We start from the raw sequence: 16259 nt of genomic DNA, 5'->3' as shown, positions 1-16259 counted from the left end.
GCCCGACCCGGACTCCCTCTCCCGCCGCACTCTACGTACTCCCGGGGCCCGTTCTCGCACGTACGGTTCCCCCGGCGCGGCCCGCCCGGCGCGAGGGCCGACGAGCGCGAGCCCCTGCTCCGTGTGTTCGCGCCGCACCCCATCCCTGCACGCCCCGTCCCCGGCCACCGCCCGACCCACGGAACCACCCGAACGGCGTCGGTGTGCGCCGCCACGGCCTTGACGACCGGGCCGCACCGGACACCGCCGAGGCACCGGCCCACTGGTCCCGGACCCGTCTCCGGCCGACGATGGCCGTATGGGTGTCGACGACCCGGATGCCGGGCTGCTGGTGACGAACGTGCGCGTCTTCGACGGGATCGGAGCGGAAGCGGTGCCGGGGCACGTCCGGGTCGAACGGGACAGGATCGCGGAGGTGGTGCCGGGCCGCCCCTTCCCGCGCGGCGTCCCCGGGAGCACGAGGGTGCTCGACGGCGGCGGCGGCACGCTCATCCCGGGGCTCACCGACGCCCACGTCCACCTGTTCGCGATCGGCGGCACCATGGCGGAGCTGCAGCTCGCACCGACCGGCACGGTCTACTACCAGGCCCTGGCCTCGGCCCGCGACATGCTGATGCGCGGCTTCACCACCGTCCGGGACATGGCGGGTGACACCGAGCCGCTGCGTCGGGTCCTCGACCGCGGGCTGTTCCCCGGCCCGCGGATCTACCCGAGCCAGGCCGCCGTCTCGCAGACCTCCGGGCACGGCGACTTCGGGGCCGTCCACGACACCCCGACCGCGTTCGGCGGTCCGCAGGCCCGCACCGAACAGCTCGGGTTCACCCGGGTGGCCGACGGCCCGGCACGGGTGCTCGCGGCGGTGCGCGAGCAGCTGCGCAAGGGCGCCGCACAGATCAAGCTGATGGCCGGCGGCGGCGTCGCCTCCGACTTCGACCCGCTGGACGTGCTGCAGTTCACCACCGCGGAACTGGAGGCCGCGGTGGCGGCGGCCGCCGACTGGGGCACGTACGTGACCGCGCACGTCTACACCTCCGACGCCGTGCGCCGCGCGGTGGACGCCGGGGTGCGCTGCATCGAGCACGGTCACCTCGTCGACGAGTCCACCATCCGCTACCTCGCGGAGAAGGGCGTGTGGCTGAGCACCCAGCCGTTCGAGGTCGACGACCACCACTACGCGTCCCCGGACAGCGCCCGCAAGAACCGCGAGGTGTGCGAGGGCGTCGCCCGCACCTTCGGCTGGGCGCTGCGGCACGGCGTACGACTCGCCTTCGGTACCGACCTGGTGTTCGACCCGGCGAAGGCCGACCGGCAGATCGACATGCTCGTCCGGCTCGGCCACCACCTGAGCCCGGTCGAGGCCCTGAAGCTGGCCACCTCCGGCAACGCGGAGCTCTTCCGCATGTCCGGCCGCCGCGACCCCTACCGCGCGGCGCCGCTCGGCGTCGTCGCACCGGGAGCCTGGGCCGACTTCCTGGTCGTCGACGGCGACCCGACCACCGACCTGTCCGTCCTCGCCGACCCCGGGCGCAACCTGCGCCTCATCGTCAAGGGCGGCATCGTCCACAAGGACCAGCTCGACTGACCGGCCGGCCGGCTCGGCCGGTCCGGACCTCACCGGTCCGCAGTGCCGTGCCGGTCGATCCGACGTCCCGGAACTCCGTTGCCCGCCGTCAAGGCCCCGTGAGAGCATCGGGATTCGGCGGTCCGGCTCCTTCCGTTTGCGTCGCACGACGCGATCGGACGAAGGAGTGCGGGCCGTTGCCGTGTCCACGGTTTCGAGGAGTCCCGCCGATGTCCGCGAATGGCAGGTGCCGTTGATGTCCGCACCAGAGCCGGCCGAAGCCTGCATCGAGGATGCGGGCAACATCCTGGTCGCGCCTTCGGCGCTGCAGGACGACGACGCGGTCAGGGACTTCTTCGGGTCCACCGTCACCCCGGAGGAGTTCGCCTCCGGTTCGGCCGACCTCGCGCAGCGGACCGTCTACCTGTGCGGCGACGTGTCCGGGATCGACGCCCGCCGACTGCGAGCGGCCGCCCGGGTGTTCGTCGTCCGGGAGCTGTCCCACGGGTACCAGGAGGGCGGCGGCGCACCGTGGACCGTCGTCGGCCTCGGCCGGGTCCCCGTCCGCGTGCACGGTGTCGGCGTGTACTACCGCCGCTTCTTCGAACCCGGCGCCGACCACTTCGGACGGATCCGCGCGGAGCACGCGTTCCAGTCCCTGACGGAGTCCACCAAGCCCGGAACGGCCCACCGCACCGGCATCTACCTCACGCCCGTCACGCGCGACGGTGACGACCTGCACTTCCGCCTGCTCCGGTGCTCCACGAACCTCTCGGGGCCGACCGAGGGCTTCCGCCCGACCGACACCGACATCGTCGAGGCGCTGAACCGCGAGGCCGCCGCCGTCTTCCGGAACGCGGCACCGCTGAACCACGTCCTCGCGCAGATCTACCACAACACCCTGGCGACGGCCGAGCGCAAGCAGTCCAAGGCCAGGATCTCGGCCCACGCCGACAAGACCAAGGACATGCCCGTCAACGGCATCATGGCCTTCTGCACCTTCTACGACGGGCTCGACAGGCTGCAGCCCCTCGCCGGGGACGCCTTCGACCACGGTGTGAAGGGTGCCGGCGGGCTGACCAGCCTCCGCTTCCGCCTCAAGGAGCCCGCCGAAGGACGTGACGGTGCCACGCTCCCGGCGCAGTTCACCGTGACCCTCCACCCCGGGTCGGTGTTCTTCGTGCCGCTGTCCACCAACCGCCTCTACACGCACGAGATCCGGCCCTCGGCCCTGGACGCCGAGCTGCTCCCGACCCGCCTGGGATACGTGGTGCGCTGTTCGAACGCCGAGGCCGTCCACACGAACGGCCGGACCTTCCTCAAAGTCGGCGACGAACGGGTGGAGCTGGGGCCGCCCACGCCGGACGGCATGGACGAGCTGCGCAGGCTCTACGCCGAGGAGAACAGGACCTCGTCCTTCGTCGACTACGGCGGGGAACTCCTCTTCAGCATGAACACGGGAGACTACGTTGCCCCCCGGATCTAGGGCCTCGGACGACGTCGGCTCGGACGACCTCCGCTCGAACGACGTCCGCTCGAACGACGTCCGCTCGTTCGTCGTGCCGACCGAGGACGACACCTTCGCGGAGCTGTCCGCGTCGGTGCGCTGGGAGGACGTGGGGAAGGGCCGGAGAGGCGCCGTGCTCGCCAAGGCCGACGAGGCGGGCGGTGTGCCGCTCGTCCGCACCACCACGCGGTACGGCAGCCCGGCGCAGCTGTTCCGGCCCGTGCACGATCGGCTGGCGCAGCGGATCCGGGAACGCGCGGGGCTTCCGGTCGGCTTCGACAACGCCCTCGTCGAGAGCTACACGAACGCCTACCGGACCATGGGCGGCCATTCCGACCAGGCCCTGGACCTGGCCGACGATTCGTTCATCGCCGTCTTCTCCTGCTACCGACACCCCGAAGCGGCACCGTCGCGGAAACTGATCTTCGAATCGAAGGATCCCGGCGGCGAGACGTTCGAGATCCCCCTCGTCCACCACGGGGTCGTCGTGTTCTCCGTCGACGCGAACCGGCGGCTCCGGCACAGGATCGTCCTGGACGCCCCCGGCCCGACGGCGGACAACCAGTGGCTGGGCGTGACGTTCCGGACGTCCAAGACCCTCGTGCGGTTCCGCGACGGACAGGCGTACCTCCCCCAGGGTGCGCGCCTCACGGCGGCCGACGACGAGCAGAGGGACGAGTTCTACCGACTGAGGCGCCGTGAGAACAGGGAAACGGACTTCGTCTACCCCCCGCTGACGTACACCGTCAGCGCGAGCGATCTGATGCCGCCCGTCTGACGCGGCGGACCGTCGGGCAGCACACGGGACCGGACGTGCTCCCCGCCCACCGTCCTGCGGTGGCGGCGCCGGGGTGCGGATCCCGGGGACGGGCCAGGGTCGGGCCAGGGGCGGTCCAGGGTCGTTGTCAGGGTGATCACCGATGGCAACGGCGGCGGTGCGCGGCAGGGTTGACGCACGCCCGCCCACACCGTTCAGGAGCACTCCCGATGCGCATCCGCCTCGCCGTCACCACCCTCGCCCTGGCCACGGCCCTCACGGCCGGCGCGGCTCTGCCCGCGGCCGCCGCTGCCGTGCCCGCCGCCGGCGCGCCCGCGTCACCGACCGTCGACGACGTCCTCCGCCGGCTGCCCGACGACGTCGTCGCGGGCGCGCTGGTCCGGCAGGACGGTACGGGCGCCTCCGCCGGGCCGGTCACCGCCGACGCGTACGTCCGGATCGGCAGTGTGACCAAGCTGTTCACCAACACGGTGGTCCTCCAGCTCGTCGCCGAGCACCGGATCGGCCTGGACACGCCGGCGCGGAAGTACGTCCCCGAGGTGCTGCCCGAGGCGTACGGGGACGTGACCGTGCGCCGGCTCCTCGACCACACCAGCGGCCTGCCCAAGCCCGCGCCCACCCCCGGCCCGGCCGACGGACCCGGGTGGCAGCTCAGGTCCGTGACGCCCGAGGACTTCCTGCGCGACTCGTTCGCCGCGGCGGGCGACGTACCGCCCGCGCCCCGGACCGAGGAGCAGCAGTACAACGGGCTCAACTCCCTGGTCCTCGGCCTGATCGTCGAGAAGGTCACCGGCCGTTCCTTCTCCGCCGAACTGGACCGCAGGATCATCCGGCCGCTGCACCTGGCCCACACCGCCCTGCCCGCCGCCGACGACCCGACCATCCCCTCGCCCCACGCGCAGGTGCGCGTCGACGGACAGGACGTGACCGAGCAGAGCCCGTACCCGTGGGCCGAAGGCGGCATGATCTCCACCGCCGCCGACCTCGACCGCTTCGTCACCGCGCTGTTCCGGGGCCGTCTCCTCCCGCCCGCCCAGCAGAAGCTGGTCTTCGAGGTGCCGGACGTGCCGAGCGCCGCGGACAACACGAACTGCGTCGGCGGAACGGCCTGTTACAGCCTCGGCGGACTCCTGCGCCACCAGCTCCCGAACGGCGAGTACGCCTGGGGCAAGACCGGTTCGCGACCCGGCTGGGACAACGGGGTCTTCGCCACCCGCGACCTCCGGCACCGCGTGGTGTACTCGCTGAACCCGACGGGAGCCGGCAACGACCTCCCGTACATCAGGGCGATCGTCGACGCCGCACTCACCGGCTGACCGCCGAACCGTACAACGGTCGGACACCGACGGTTCGTTCCCGCTGGTGGTGTGACGTTCCGCGCGGCTTCCCGGCCTGTCGCCGGGCCCCGCTGCTACTCCATACTCCAGGACCGGCCTGATGACCCGACAGCGGAGGAGTGCGATGAGTTCGGCAGCGGACGCAGGAACGTGGAAGCTCGGAGACCTGGAGGTGAACCGGATCGGCTACGGCACGATGCGGTTGACCGGCAACGGCATGCTGGGCAACTCCGACGGCCCGCCGATCGACCGCCGTGCCGCGGTCGGCCTGCTGCACCGCGCGTTCGAGCAGGGTGTGAACCACGTCGACACGGCCGCCTTCTACTTCTCGCCGCTGCGCTCCGCGAACGAGCTCGTCGGCCGGGCCCTGAGCACGTGGCACGGCGACGTGGTCGTGGCGACCAAGGTCGGCCCGTGGCGCGACCCGTCCGGCGCGTGGCACACGGCCCGGCCCGACGAGCTGCGCGGCCACGTGGAGGAGAACCTGCGCCAGCTCGGCCGGGACTGCCTGGACGTGGTGAACCTGCGCCACAACGGCCCCGGGACGGCCTCGGTCGCGGAGCACTTCGGCGCCCTCGCCGAGCTGCGCGAGGCGGGGCTCGTCCGGCACCTCGGGCTCTCCAACGTGCGGCCCGCCCACGTGGCCGAGGCACGGGCGATCGCACCCGTGGTCTGTGTGCAGAACTCCTACGGGCTGGACGCGCGCCGCGCCGACGAGAACGGGCTGGTGGACCTCTGCGGGGAGCAGGGCATCGCCTTCGTCCCGTTCTTCGCCGTCTCCGGCCTGCGGCGGGAGGCCGGCGCGGGCCTGGAGCAGGACGCGCGGGTCCGCTCGATCGCCCGCGCCCACGACGCGACACCGGCCCAGGTGCGGCTGGCCTGGACCCTCCACCGCGGCCCGCACGTGCTGGCCATCCCCGGCACCGCGAACCCCGCGCACCTCGCCGAGAACATCGCCGCCGGCGCGTTGCGCCTGACCCCGGAGGAGCTGGCCCTGCTCGACGACCGCCGTGAGGACGCCGCGTGAATCCCGGGCGGCGCGCGACGCCCCCGCCCGGCATCGGTGAGCCGGGCGGGGGCGGCCCTCGTCAGTCCCGGGTGACGCCGGGCGCTCCGGCCGGGGCGTCCAGGCCGTAGCGGGCGACGTGCTCCGGGTTGGCCGGGTCGATCGTCCGGACGCCCTCGGCGGCCAGCCGCTCGTTGATCTCCGCGAGGTGTTCTCGGACGAGCTGCTTCTCGGCGTCGGTGGTGCGGCCCTTGTGCGGCCGGCCGGCGTGGTCCAGCGTCGCGTAGTTGACCCGCTCCTTGGCGGCGCGCGACGCGACGGCCTGGCCCGGGATCGACCGGGCGACCGGCTTGGCGCCCTGCAGCACCTCGGCCATCGGCGCCGCCGAGGCCAGCCGGTCGAACGCCTCGGCCTCCAGCACGACCGTCCGCGGCTCGTCCGAGCCCGGGTGGTGCAGCTCGATCGTCACCAGGTCGAGCGCCAGCTCCTCCACGTCGGCCACCTCACCGGCGAGCGCCTCGATCTCCACCGGCCCGTCCGCCAGGTCGGGGTGCCGGTGGACCACGATGCGCACCAGGTCGTCGTCGTCCTCCACGTGCTTGCCGGTCAGGTCCGAGAACCGGATGATCTTCTGGCCCATGTCTGCCTCGCCTCTCCTGCCTTGTCGTCCGCGAAGAGCCTACGCCCGGATGATCTTCGTCCGGCCCGGCGTCCGCCTCATGCGCGGCGGCGGCCGCCGGGAACCCTCCACCACAGGAGCCAGACACCGGTGGAGACGATCAGCGAGTTCACCCCGATCGGGCCGGGCCAGGGGCTGAAGCCGTCCCGGCCGAGCCACCAGAAGATGTGCCAGTTGTGCGTCAGGACGTAGAGCACGACGACGTCGAAGACGAAGAAGAGCGCCCAGGCCGGCGCCGGGTGGAGGCGCCACCGGGGCGCGGCGTGCATGGAGGAGATCACGGCCGTGGTGGCGACCACGGCCGGGTAGTAGGAAGGCGGCAGGTCCCGCAGGTAGTTCCACGGCAGCACCAGGCCGACGGCCCACAACAGCGCCATGCTGCCGAGGAAGCGCACCAGGCGGGCCACGGCCAGGCTGCTCCCGGAGCCCGCGGGGTTCCCGTCGGTGGTCGGCGTCACGGTCGGCGCCGCGGTCGGTGCTCCGGTCGGCGGGTAGGGCGCGGTCGGCGGGTAGGGCGCGGCCTGCCCGGGCACCCAGCCGCCGCCCGGCGTCGACACCTGCGGCGGGAGCGGGCCGAGCACCGACCGCAGCGGTTTGGCCGGCGACTCCGGCAGCCGGTAGACCGGGGGCGGCCCGAACCCGGCGGGCCCCGACCCGTCGGCCTGCGTCGGCGGCGGGACGAACGCCGGGGCCTCGCCGCCCCGCGCCACCGACTCCAGCGCCGCGAGCGCCTGTTCCGCCGTCAGCCGCTGCGCCGGGTCCTTGGTGAGCAGCCCGGCGAGCACCGGCGCGAGCGCGTCGGCCCGTTCGGTCGGGCGCGGCGGCCGGGTGACGACGGCGATGCACAGTGCGCTGAAGGTCTCCGCATGGAACGGCGCCTGACCCTCCACCGCCGCGTACAGCGTCGCACCGAGCGACCACAGGTCGTTGGCGGCCGTCGGCGGCTTGCCCTCCAACTGCTCGGGGGCCATGTAGGCGGGGGTGCCGATGACGGCGCCGGTGCGGGTGAGCGCCGTGGTCGCGTCGGCCATGTGGGCGATGCCGAAGTCGGTGATGACGACCCGCTCGTCCATCAACAGGACGTTGTCCGGCTTGAGATCGCGGTGGACGATCCCCGCCGCGTGCGCCTGCTGCAAGGCCTTGAGCATCGCGATGCCGATCTCGGCCACCCGCCGGACCGGGAGGGCGCCCTCCCGGGCGAGCACCGCGGCGAGCGAGGCGCCGGTCACGTACTCCATGACGATCACCGGCGCGCCCTCGTGCTCGACCACGTCGTGCACGGTGACGATGCCCGGGTGGTTGAGCCGCGCCGCGGCGAGGGCCTCGCGCAGCGTGCGCTGGAGGAGGTGCTCGCGCTCGTCGTCGCCGACGCCCGCCGGCAGGAGCACCTCCTTCACCGCGACGTCCCGCCCGAGGGTCTCGTCCCACCCCCGCCACACGCGGCCCATGCCGCCCTGCCCGATGAGGTCGTGAAGGCGGTAACGGCCCCCGACCACTGCCCCGTTCGTTGCTGTCACGGGCCCATACCTTAGTGCCGCGGCCCGGCTCCGGGACATGCCACGGGCGGGCCGGTCGAGAACCGGCCGCGCGTCGGGACGGGAGTCCTCCCACGCGTGGCGCCCGCACCGCCGCCGACGATCGGCTGACCGGTGGACTTTCCCGCCGCACGCCGTCAGCGCGCCCAGGCCTACCGGGAAGTAGGCCGTCCGGGTTCCTACGATCCGCCCCATGAACAGCCGGTCCGCGCCGGTTCGCGCCGGGCCTGCCGACCCCCTGAGACGACGGGACGCACAGATGAGACGAACGCTCCGCGGCCGCCTTCCGGCCTGGGCCGCCGCCGGCGCCACGCTGGCCGCCCTGGCGGGCACGATCGCCGCGCCCCCGGCGGCGGCGCACGACGACGACCTCGGGCCCGCCATCGAGGCGATCATGCACAAGCCCGGCTACGAGCACGCGCAGTGGGGCGTGCTGGAGACCGACCCCGAGACCGGCCAGGTGTTCCACTCGCGGTTCGCGAACCAGTTCTTCGTCCCCGGCTCGACGGCCAAGCTCGTCACCATCTCGGGCGCCTGGCACACGCTCGGCCCCGACCACCGCTTCACCACCCCCGTCATGGCCACCGGCACCCGCACCGGCTCGACCCTCGACGGCAACCTCGCGCTGGTCGCCCAGGGCGACCTCACGATGGGCGGCCGGACCAGGCCCGACGGGACGGTCGACTACACCCCCATCGACCACACCAGCGCCAACGACCTGCCCGGCGCCACCCTCACGCCCGAGAACCCGCTCGCCGGGCTGGACATGATCGCCCACCAGGTCCGGGACGCCGGCCTCACCCGGGTCAACGGTGACGTCGTCGTCGACCCCCATCTGTTCACCCCGCCGGACCTGGACCCGCAGCCGACCCCGCTGATCATCAACGACAACGTCATCGACCTGCTCACCACCCCCACCGTCCCCGGCAAGACCGCGCAGCTCATGTGGCGCCCCCAGGTCGCCCCCTACCAGGTCACCTCCACGGTGCAGACCGTGCCGGCCGGCGGCCCGACGAACATCACGGTCTCCGCCTCCCCCGACGGCACGCAGATCAGCCTGTCCGGCACCATCGCGGCCGACGCGCAGCCCGTCCTGCGGATCTCGGACGTCAAGGACCCGAACGCCTTCGGCCGCACCGCCCTGATCGAGGCGCTCGCCCGGGCCGGGGTCTCCGTGAGCGCCGACCCGACCGGTCCGAACCCGGAGGGCAAGCTGCCGGCCTCCTACGACGGCGACCCGCAGGTCGCGGCGTACGTCTCCCCGCCGTACAGCCAGTACGCCAAGCTGATCCTCAAGGTCAGCCACAACCTGGGCGCCAACCTGGCCCTGTGCAACATGGCCGTGACGCGCGGAAGCAAGAACTGCCTCGACGGCTTCGGCGTCGAGCACGACTTCCTCGTCGACGTGGCGCACGTCGACCCGACGCAGTTCCAGCTCGCCGACGGGCGCGGCGGCGTCTTCCAGGACCGCGCCACGCCCATCGGCCTGGACCAGCTGCTCGGCTACTGGCTGCACACCCCCGACGCGGACGCCTTCCGCCACGCCCTGCCGATCCTCGGCGTCGACGGCTCGCTGGCGATCTCGTGCACCACCGACTGCCCGGCCAAGGGCAAGGTGTTCGCCAAGCCCGGCACCATCGTCGGCGCGGACGACCTGAACCAGCGGATCGCCTACAACGCCGAGAACCTGGCGGGCTACCTGGAGACGGACGACGGCTGCCTGCACCTCTTCTTCGTCGGCGTGAACGGCGCTTCGGCCACCGACATCAACGACGTCATCCGCATCTTCGACGACGTCAACCAGATCGCCGCCCTGCTCCAGGAGCAGGCGTCGGGCGGGCACCGCGCCCAGGAGCACGGCAGCGCCTCCTGAGCCGGCCCGATCCCGACACCAGGGGAGGCCCGCGGTCGACGTCGACCGCGGGCCTCCCCGGCATCAGTCGGCCTCCTCCGGTACCGCGGTGGCCCGGGCGTACGCGGCGGCGCGGATCGGTGAGGGGCCGCAGGCCCACACCATGATCCGTCCACCGGTCCGCGCCAGCGGGCGGTCCCAGGAGGCGCGGACCAACCGGGGCCGCCGGACGGCGAGTTCGGCCCTGGCCCAGGACGGCAGCAGGTCGATCGAGGCGTTCGTCAGCACCCGGACGGCGGCCCGCTCCCGGCGGCTCCGGCCGAAGCCCCGCAGCAACCGGAGCACGTCCAGGGCCGGCGGTGTGACCCGCAGCTCCGGCCGGATCCCGGCCAGATAGGCCGCCACCTCGGCGCGGGACCGCGGTACGTCCCGGGCGCCCAGCCGTTCGGCGACGCACACCGCCTCCGCGTAGTAGCGGTCGCACTCGGCGGGGGACAGCGGGGTGGCGGCGTAGGCCTGGTAGCCGGTCAGGAAGCAGTACACCTCGGCCGTGTGCACCCAGGTGAGCAGCCGCGGATCATCGGCGCGGTAGGGGCGGCCGTCCGGCGCCGTGCCACTGACCCGGGGGTGGATCCGCCGCACGGCCGCGATCGCCTGCTCGGCCGCCGCTGTCGAGCCGAGCGTGGTGGTGGTGACGAACCGGGCCGTGCGGTTGAGCCGCCCGGTCGGGTCGGCGCGGAAGTCCGAGTGCGCGTCGACGGCGGCCATCGCGAGCGGGTGCAGGGACTGCAGCAACAGCGCCGCGAAGCCGCCCACCAGCATCCCGGTCGGGTGCCCGTGCACCCGCCACACCACACTGTCCGGGCCGAACAGACCCGGGTCGCCGGCCGGACGGTCGTAGCGCTCCAGGTGCAGGTCCCGGCCGTGCACGGTCGCGTTGATCTCGGCCAGCAGCCTGGCGCGCAGCGCGGCGAGCGGCGTACGCCGCCCGGTCGACCCGATCCCCGACCCCACCATGCCCACCCCTTCCGCCCCGGCCACCACGGTACCGACGGGGCGGCCGACCTGGACGACCGGGGCGCGTGCGCACCGCTGCTCCGGGCCGGGCTCGTGTTCCGGGCCGGGCTCGTGCTCCGGGCCGGGCATGCCGCTCACGGCACCATGACCATCAGCACGGGCCCGGTGGCGAAGGCCATGGCGGTGCCGTCCGGCAGGGTGAAGGTCGTGCCCGCCGCCGGGTCCGGCCGGGTCCAGCGGGTGCTCCACATCCGGCCGTCGCGCAGCACCTCCGCCTGGCCCGAGCCGGTGCTCACGGTGAACACCTCGTTGTCGGGGTGCCCGGCGTTGAAGTCGGTGAACAGGCCGGGACGGATGCTGACGTGCTGGGCGACCACCGTCGCCGTGCCGGACCAGGCCGGGCGGCCGTCCACGGCGACGTCATAGGTGCTGCCGTTGTACCGCACGCCGATGGACGCGGCCGGCAGGCGCCAGGTCATGGCGGCGGACGCATCGCCCCCGCCCGGTGCGGCACCGAACGTGAAGCCGGGCGAGCGGGCGGGGACGGACGGGTGCGCGGCGAGGATCCGGTGCGGGTCGATGAAGGTCGGGTCCACGGCGCGGTCGGTGAACACGTCGGGGTCGGTGAACGGGGTGACGTTGCGCAGGTCGGCCCGGTCGAGCAGCGGGATCAGCCCGCTGATGGCGCCGCTGTAGGCGAAGTCGACGTGCCCGTACTGCTGGAGCAGCGGGATGTCGGTCTGCCGGGCCGAGCGCACCGGGCCGATCAGGGCGGGCAGGTGGTTGGCGTCGTACACGGCGAGGAACCGGGACAGACCGCCCTCGACCTCCAGCCAGTAGACGATGTCGGCCTCGGCGAGCCCGCGGTGGATCGCCTGCACCTGCGCACCGACGTTGTCGATCTTCACCGCGAGGGCGTCGCCGGCCGTTCCGATGTTGTCCAGCGGATTCGCCGACCGCTCCGGCCGCGCCCCCTGCCCGGACACGTGCGCGCCGCCTCCGCACCCCGCCACCGTGGCGACCCCGGTCACGACCACCGCGAGCACCGTCCCGCCCCGCAGGCCGACCGTACTGTGGGTGTCCACGACGCTGTCCCGCCGTTCCTTCTCGTGCCGTCGAACCGCCCCTCCCCAACCCTCTGCTTGCCCGCCCGGCGCACGGCGAAACCGCCCGGGAGGCCTTCCCCCGCAGCTGTCGTGCGGGCACAAACAATGTGCCCGGCCGGTCGGCCCGCGGGCGGCCGCGCCACCGCCTTCGAAAAGCCCGCGACCCGCCACCCCGCACGCGCGGCAGACACAGCGCGTGTTCGGCCTCCGTCGACGGCATGGCCACCCTCCACGAGTCCGCCGCCCGCCCGGTCCGCGATCCCGACGCGCCCGCCCCGGCGGCGCCGAAGCGTCGCCGGGGCGGGGCACCGAGGGGCGGCCGATCGCCGGCCGGTTCGTCAGGGGCAGTGCTTCCAGGCGAGGTGGTAGACGGTGTTGATGTTCCCGTCCGTCGAGTCCATCGTCATGAAGCTGGTGGTCCGGGTCGGGTCCGAGCTGCCGGCCGAGACCCGCAGTTCGGTGTTGATGTTGAAGTTGCGCTCCTCACCGCAGGGGGCCCAGACCAGGGCGGCGACGTCGACGGTGTCGGTCCCCTGCCAGCTGTCGTCGTGCGGGCCGTCGAACCGGTGGGACTGGTAGGCGGTCTGGGCCTGGCCCTGGAAGTAGTAGTTGGCCCGCTCGGTGCCGCTCGCGCCCTTCTCCAGGTGGGCGAAGCCGCGGTAGTCGGCGGAGGCGATGGCGTAGGTGAAGCCCTGGGGCACGTGGACGCGCAGGTCGAGCTGGCAGTTCTTCCGGAAGTCGGTCGGCTTCGACCCCACGCCGACCTGGGCGAGGTACGCGCTGTACGTGACGGTGAAGGCGGTGTTGTCCGGGGAGACGGCCACGGCGGCCGTTCCGGCCGGGCAGCCGGAGCCGTTGACCGTCGCGACGTCGATGACGATCCGGTCGGGCGGGGTCGGGAGCGAGTCGAGGCCGAAGGCGGACGGGCCGGACAGTGACGCGGCGACGGCGGTCGCGGCGGCCAGCACACGGAGCAGCATGGGCTTCCCCTTCGATCGGGCACGGAGTCGGAGCCGGAGGCAGAGGCGGAGTCGGCGCGGTACGGTCCGGGCGCCGGACGCCTCGCGACTTGGCATGCATATGTCAGCACATCCGGACGGCGCTGCCCAGAGGCTCGACGGCGGAGAACACATCGGCCCGACCCCATCCGCCCCGCGGGCGAACTCCGGCCCCAGGTGGCCGAGTTGATCGCCATAGGAGCGAGGGAGCAGCCGCTCACGACCGGGAACACGGAGCGCCCAATGCTTGACAAACTCAACCTTTCATCCCTAGGGTCGCAATTGTTCATGTAGTGAAAGTTCCATGTGCCAATGCACCCCGAACCCCAGGACCGCGAGATCCCCATGCACGAGAACGTTCCTTCAGTGGTCGCCCGCCTGCGGGCCGAGTTCACCACCGGCCGGACCAGGCCGCTCGCCTGGCGCCTGGACAAGCTGGCCGCCCTGCGCAGCCTGCTCACCGAGCAGACCGAGGTGCTGCAGCAGGCCCTGCACGCCGACCTCGGCAAGGGCGCCACCGAGGCGTACCGCACCGAGATCGGCTTCACGATCAACGAACTCGACCACACCGTGGCGCACCTGGCGCAGTGGCTGGAGCCGAGGCCGGCCGCGGTGCCGGAATTCTTCCGCCCCGCCGAGGCCCGGGTGGTGCGCGATCCGCTGGGCGTGGTGCTGATCATCGCGCCCTGGAACTACCCGCTCCAGCTCGCCCTGGCGCCGCTGGTCGGCGCGCTGGCCGCCGGGAACACCGCCCTCGTCAAGCCCAGCGAGCTCGCCCCGGCGACCTCCGCGGCCATCGCCGAGCTGCTGCCGCGCTACCTCGGCGAGGAGGCGGTCGCGGTCGTCGAAGGGGCCGTGCCGGAGACCACCGCCCTGCTGGAGGAGCGCTTCGACCACATCTTCTACACCGGCAACGGCGCGGTCGGCCGGATCGTCATGGCCGCCGCCGCCAAGCACCTGACCCCGGTCACCCTGGAGCTCGGCGGCAAGAGCCCGGTCGTGGTCGAACCCGGCGCCGACCTCACCGTCACCGCCCGGCGGATCGCCCGCGGCAAGTTCCTCAACGCCGGACAGACCTGCGTCGCCCCCGACTACGTCCTCGCCATCGGCGACACCGCGGCCGGCCTGGAGGAGGAACTGGCTGCTGCCGTACGGGAGTTGTTCGGTGACGACCCGGCCGGAAGCACCGACTACGGGCGGATCGTCAACGAGCGCCACTTCGACCGGCTCACCGCACTGCTCGACGACGGACGGACCGTCATCGGCGGCGACCACGACCGCGCCGCGCGCTACCTCGCCCCGACCGTCCTCGCCGACGTCCCGGCGACCGCCTCGGTGATGCAGGCCGAGATCTTCGGCCCGGTCCTGCCCGTCCTGACCGTCCCCGACCTCGACGCGGCGATCGCGTTCATCAACGAGCGCGACAAGCCGCTCGCCCTGTACGCCTTCACGGAGTCCGCGGACACCAAGCGGCGGCTGACCGAGGAGACCTCCTCCGGCGCACTCAGCTTCGGACTGCCGGTCTCGCACCTGGCGATGCCCGAGCTGCCGTTCGGCGGCGTCGGCGAGAGCGGCATGGGCCGCTACCACGGCGAGTACTCGATCGACACGTTCAGCCACACCAAGGCCGTCGTCGACAAGCCGCTCGCCTGAGACCGGGGACGCCGCCGGCGCCGCGTCCGAGCAAGGGGGGGCGGAAATCACGGGGCCTCCGGGGCCGGCGGCATTCCCGCCGGCGACATACCCGAATCGGCATTCCGGCTATTACCGCAGGCCGATCGCCGTACGGAGCGGTACGGTCACCGCCTTCACCGGAATCGGAAAATTTCATTCCGGGGTCTGTCCGAAAATCGCCCATGGGCCTAGGCTGCGGCGCGTGTCGCTCTTCCGAAGAAACCGCGCCTCCGGCCCTGGCCTGCGCCCCGAGCTCGGCGACGCCGAGCTCGGCCGCGTACGGCGGCAGCTCAAGTCCCCTGGCCTGCCCGGCCAGAACGCCATCCAGGTCGACCAGGTCGAACGGTTGCTACGGGAGACCGGCCCCGACTGGGACCGGCGCGGGCACCGATTCGCCGTGCTCGCCGAAACCGCCGCTCCTTCCTCCCTGGCGCGAAACTGGCGGTTGCGTCGTGCCCAGAATGCGGACGCGCTGATATTCGAGGCGTGGGTCGAACTCGTCCGAGGCCGGTTCGCGGGCCGGATGGACGATGCCCGCGCGGCCGCGGACAACTGTTACACCGCGGCCGACCTCGCGCCCGAGGACCCGACGCCGTGGGTGGTGCTGCTCGGCATCCTGCGCGTGATGCGCGCCGACTCGCGCGAGCTGATCGCCGTCTGGCACGAGGTCGCCGAGCGCGACCAGTGGAACCGCGAGGCCCACCTGCAGATGCTGCGGTACCTCTCGCCGGAGGAGTGCGGGTCGCGCAGCGCCCAGCTCAACTTCGTCGACACGGTCCGGAGTTCGGCACCGCCGACCGCGCCGACCGCCGGGGTGGAACTGACCGCGCTGGTGGACGAACACGCCCGCACGACCGCCGGCGGCGGCGTCGAGGCGCTGCTGGTCCGCCGCCAGTGGACGCACAACCGGGCGGTCAACGCGCTCGACACCGCCCTGCACGGGTGGTCCCGCCTCGGCGGCCTGCAGCACGCGGCGGCCGCCGCCGACCTCAACCTGCTGGCCTTCGCCCTGATCCAGTCGGGCCGCGTGGGCGAGAGCGGCGGCACGTTCCGGCTGATCGACAACGCGGTCACCGCCTGGCCCTGGTCGCTCATCGGCGATCCGCTCCAGGAGTTCACGTACTGGCAGTCGCGCGCGACGGCCTGACCCCGGGCGTGGGGGGGGGGGGGGGGGGGGGGGGGGGGGGGGGGGGCCCCGGCGCCGGCCCC

At 73.1% G+C, this 16259-nt stretch carries 13 protein-coding genes; 8 read left to right on the top strand and 5 right to left on the bottom strand.

Annotation, left to right across the window (positions count from 1 at the left end):
• Positions 1-298: 298 nt before the first annotated feature.
• The 5 genes from ACIRST_RS01125 (at position 299) to ACIRST_RS01105 (ending at position 6210) form a co-directional block, all read left to right on the top strand.
• Positions 299-1582, top strand: a complete 1284-nt coding sequence (locus ACIRST_RS01125; protein WP_402798890.1) for an amidohydrolase family protein — start codon at positions 299-301, stop codon at positions 1580-1582.
• A gap of 235 nt (positions 1583-1817) precedes the next feature.
• Positions 1818-3047, top strand: coding sequence for a hypothetical protein (locus ACIRST_RS01120; protein WP_402798888.1), 1230 nt, complete (start codon positions 1818-1820; stop codon positions 3045-3047).
• Positions 3031-3846: a hypothetical protein gene (locus ACIRST_RS01115; protein ID WP_402798886.1), complete on the top strand. Its 816-nt coding sequence runs from the start codon at positions 3031-3033 to the stop codon at positions 3844-3846. The genes ACIRST_RS01120 and ACIRST_RS01115 overlap by 17 nt, the downstream gene beginning before the upstream one ends.
• Positions 3847-4055: 209 nt before the next feature.
• The gene (locus tag ACIRST_RS01110) at positions 4056-5162 is read left to right on the top strand and encodes a serine hydrolase domain-containing protein (RefSeq protein WP_402798884.1); all 1107 of its coding nucleotides are present in this window, start codon (positions 4056-4058) and stop codon (positions 5160-5162) included.
• 145 nt (positions 5163-5307) lie between these two features.
• Entirely contained in the window at positions 5308-6210 is a 903-nt protein-coding gene (locus tag ACIRST_RS01105) for an aldo/keto reductase (protein ID WP_402798882.1), read from the top strand.
• Between the two features lie 61 nt (positions 6211-6271).
• On the opposite strand, the gene ACIRST_RS01100 is transcribed toward ACIRST_RS01105, so the two are convergent.
• Positions 6272-6829: a hypothetical protein gene (locus ACIRST_RS01100; RefSeq protein ID WP_402798881.1), complete on the bottom strand. Its 558-nt coding sequence runs from the start codon at positions 6827-6829 to the stop codon at positions 6272-6274.
• A 77-nt stretch (positions 6830-6906) separates the two neighbouring features.
• On the bottom strand, positions 6907-8385 hold the full coding sequence (locus ACIRST_RS01095) for a protein kinase (protein WP_402798879.1): 1479 nt from the start codon (positions 8383-8385) through the stop codon (positions 6907-6909).
• A 277-nt stretch (positions 8386-8662) separates the two neighbouring features.
• On the opposite strand from ACIRST_RS01095, the gene dacB reads away from it, so the two are divergent.
• Positions 8663-10276 (top strand): D-alanyl-D-alanine carboxypeptidase/D-alanyl-D-alanine-endopeptidase, encoded by a 1614-nt coding sequence (gene dacB / locus ACIRST_RS01090; RefSeq protein ID WP_402798877.1) that lies wholly within the window; start codon positions 8663-8665, stop codon positions 10274-10276.
• A gap of 63 nt (positions 10277-10339) precedes the next feature.
• On the opposite strand, the gene ACIRST_RS01085 is transcribed toward dacB, so the two are convergent.
• The 3 genes from ACIRST_RS01085 to ACIRST_RS01075 all read right to left on the bottom strand — a co-directional run bounded on the left by ACIRST_RS01085 (position 10340) and on the right by ACIRST_RS01075 (position 13358).
• Complete coding sequence (locus tag ACIRST_RS01085) at positions 10340-11401, bottom strand: oxygenase MpaB family protein (RefSeq protein WP_350524723.1); 1062 nt, start codon at positions 11399-11401, stop codon at positions 10340-10342.
• 5 nt (positions 11402-11406) lie between these two features.
• Positions 11407-12357, bottom strand: a complete 951-nt coding sequence (locus ACIRST_RS01080; RefSeq protein ID WP_402798875.1) for a DUF3048 domain-containing protein — start codon at positions 12355-12357, stop codon at positions 11407-11409.
• 359 nt (positions 12358-12716) lie between these two features.
• Positions 12717-13358 carry a DUF4360 domain-containing protein gene (locus tag ACIRST_RS01075; protein WP_350524640.1) on the bottom strand — a complete coding sequence of 214 codons (642 nt, stop codon included), beginning with the start codon at positions 13356-13358 and terminating at the stop codon, positions 12717-12719.
• Between the two features lie 330 nt (positions 13359-13688).
• Here ACIRST_RS01075 and ACIRST_RS01070 point away from each other — a divergent pair, with 330 nt between their 5' ends.
• Positions 13689-15029 (top strand): aldehyde dehydrogenase family protein, encoded by a 1341-nt coding sequence (locus ACIRST_RS01070; protein WP_402798873.1) that lies wholly within the window; start codon positions 13689-13691, stop codon positions 15027-15029.
• Positions 15030-15252: 223 nt separating this feature from the next.
• Positions 15253-16197 carry a hypothetical protein gene (locus ACIRST_RS01065; protein WP_402798872.1) on the top strand — a complete coding sequence of 315 codons (945 nt, stop codon included), beginning with the start codon at positions 15253-15255 and terminating at the stop codon, positions 16195-16197.
• Positions 16198-16259: the final 62 nt, after the last annotated feature.

The organism is Kitasatospora sp. NPDC101447 (genome assembly GCF_044767225.1).
In the GTDB taxonomy this organism is placed as follows: domain Bacteria; phylum Actinomycetota; class Actinomycetes; order Streptomycetales; family Streptomycetaceae; genus Kitasatospora.
Note: the sequence above shows the minus strand (reverse complement) of the source record. Positions and strands in the feature narration are given on the sequence as shown.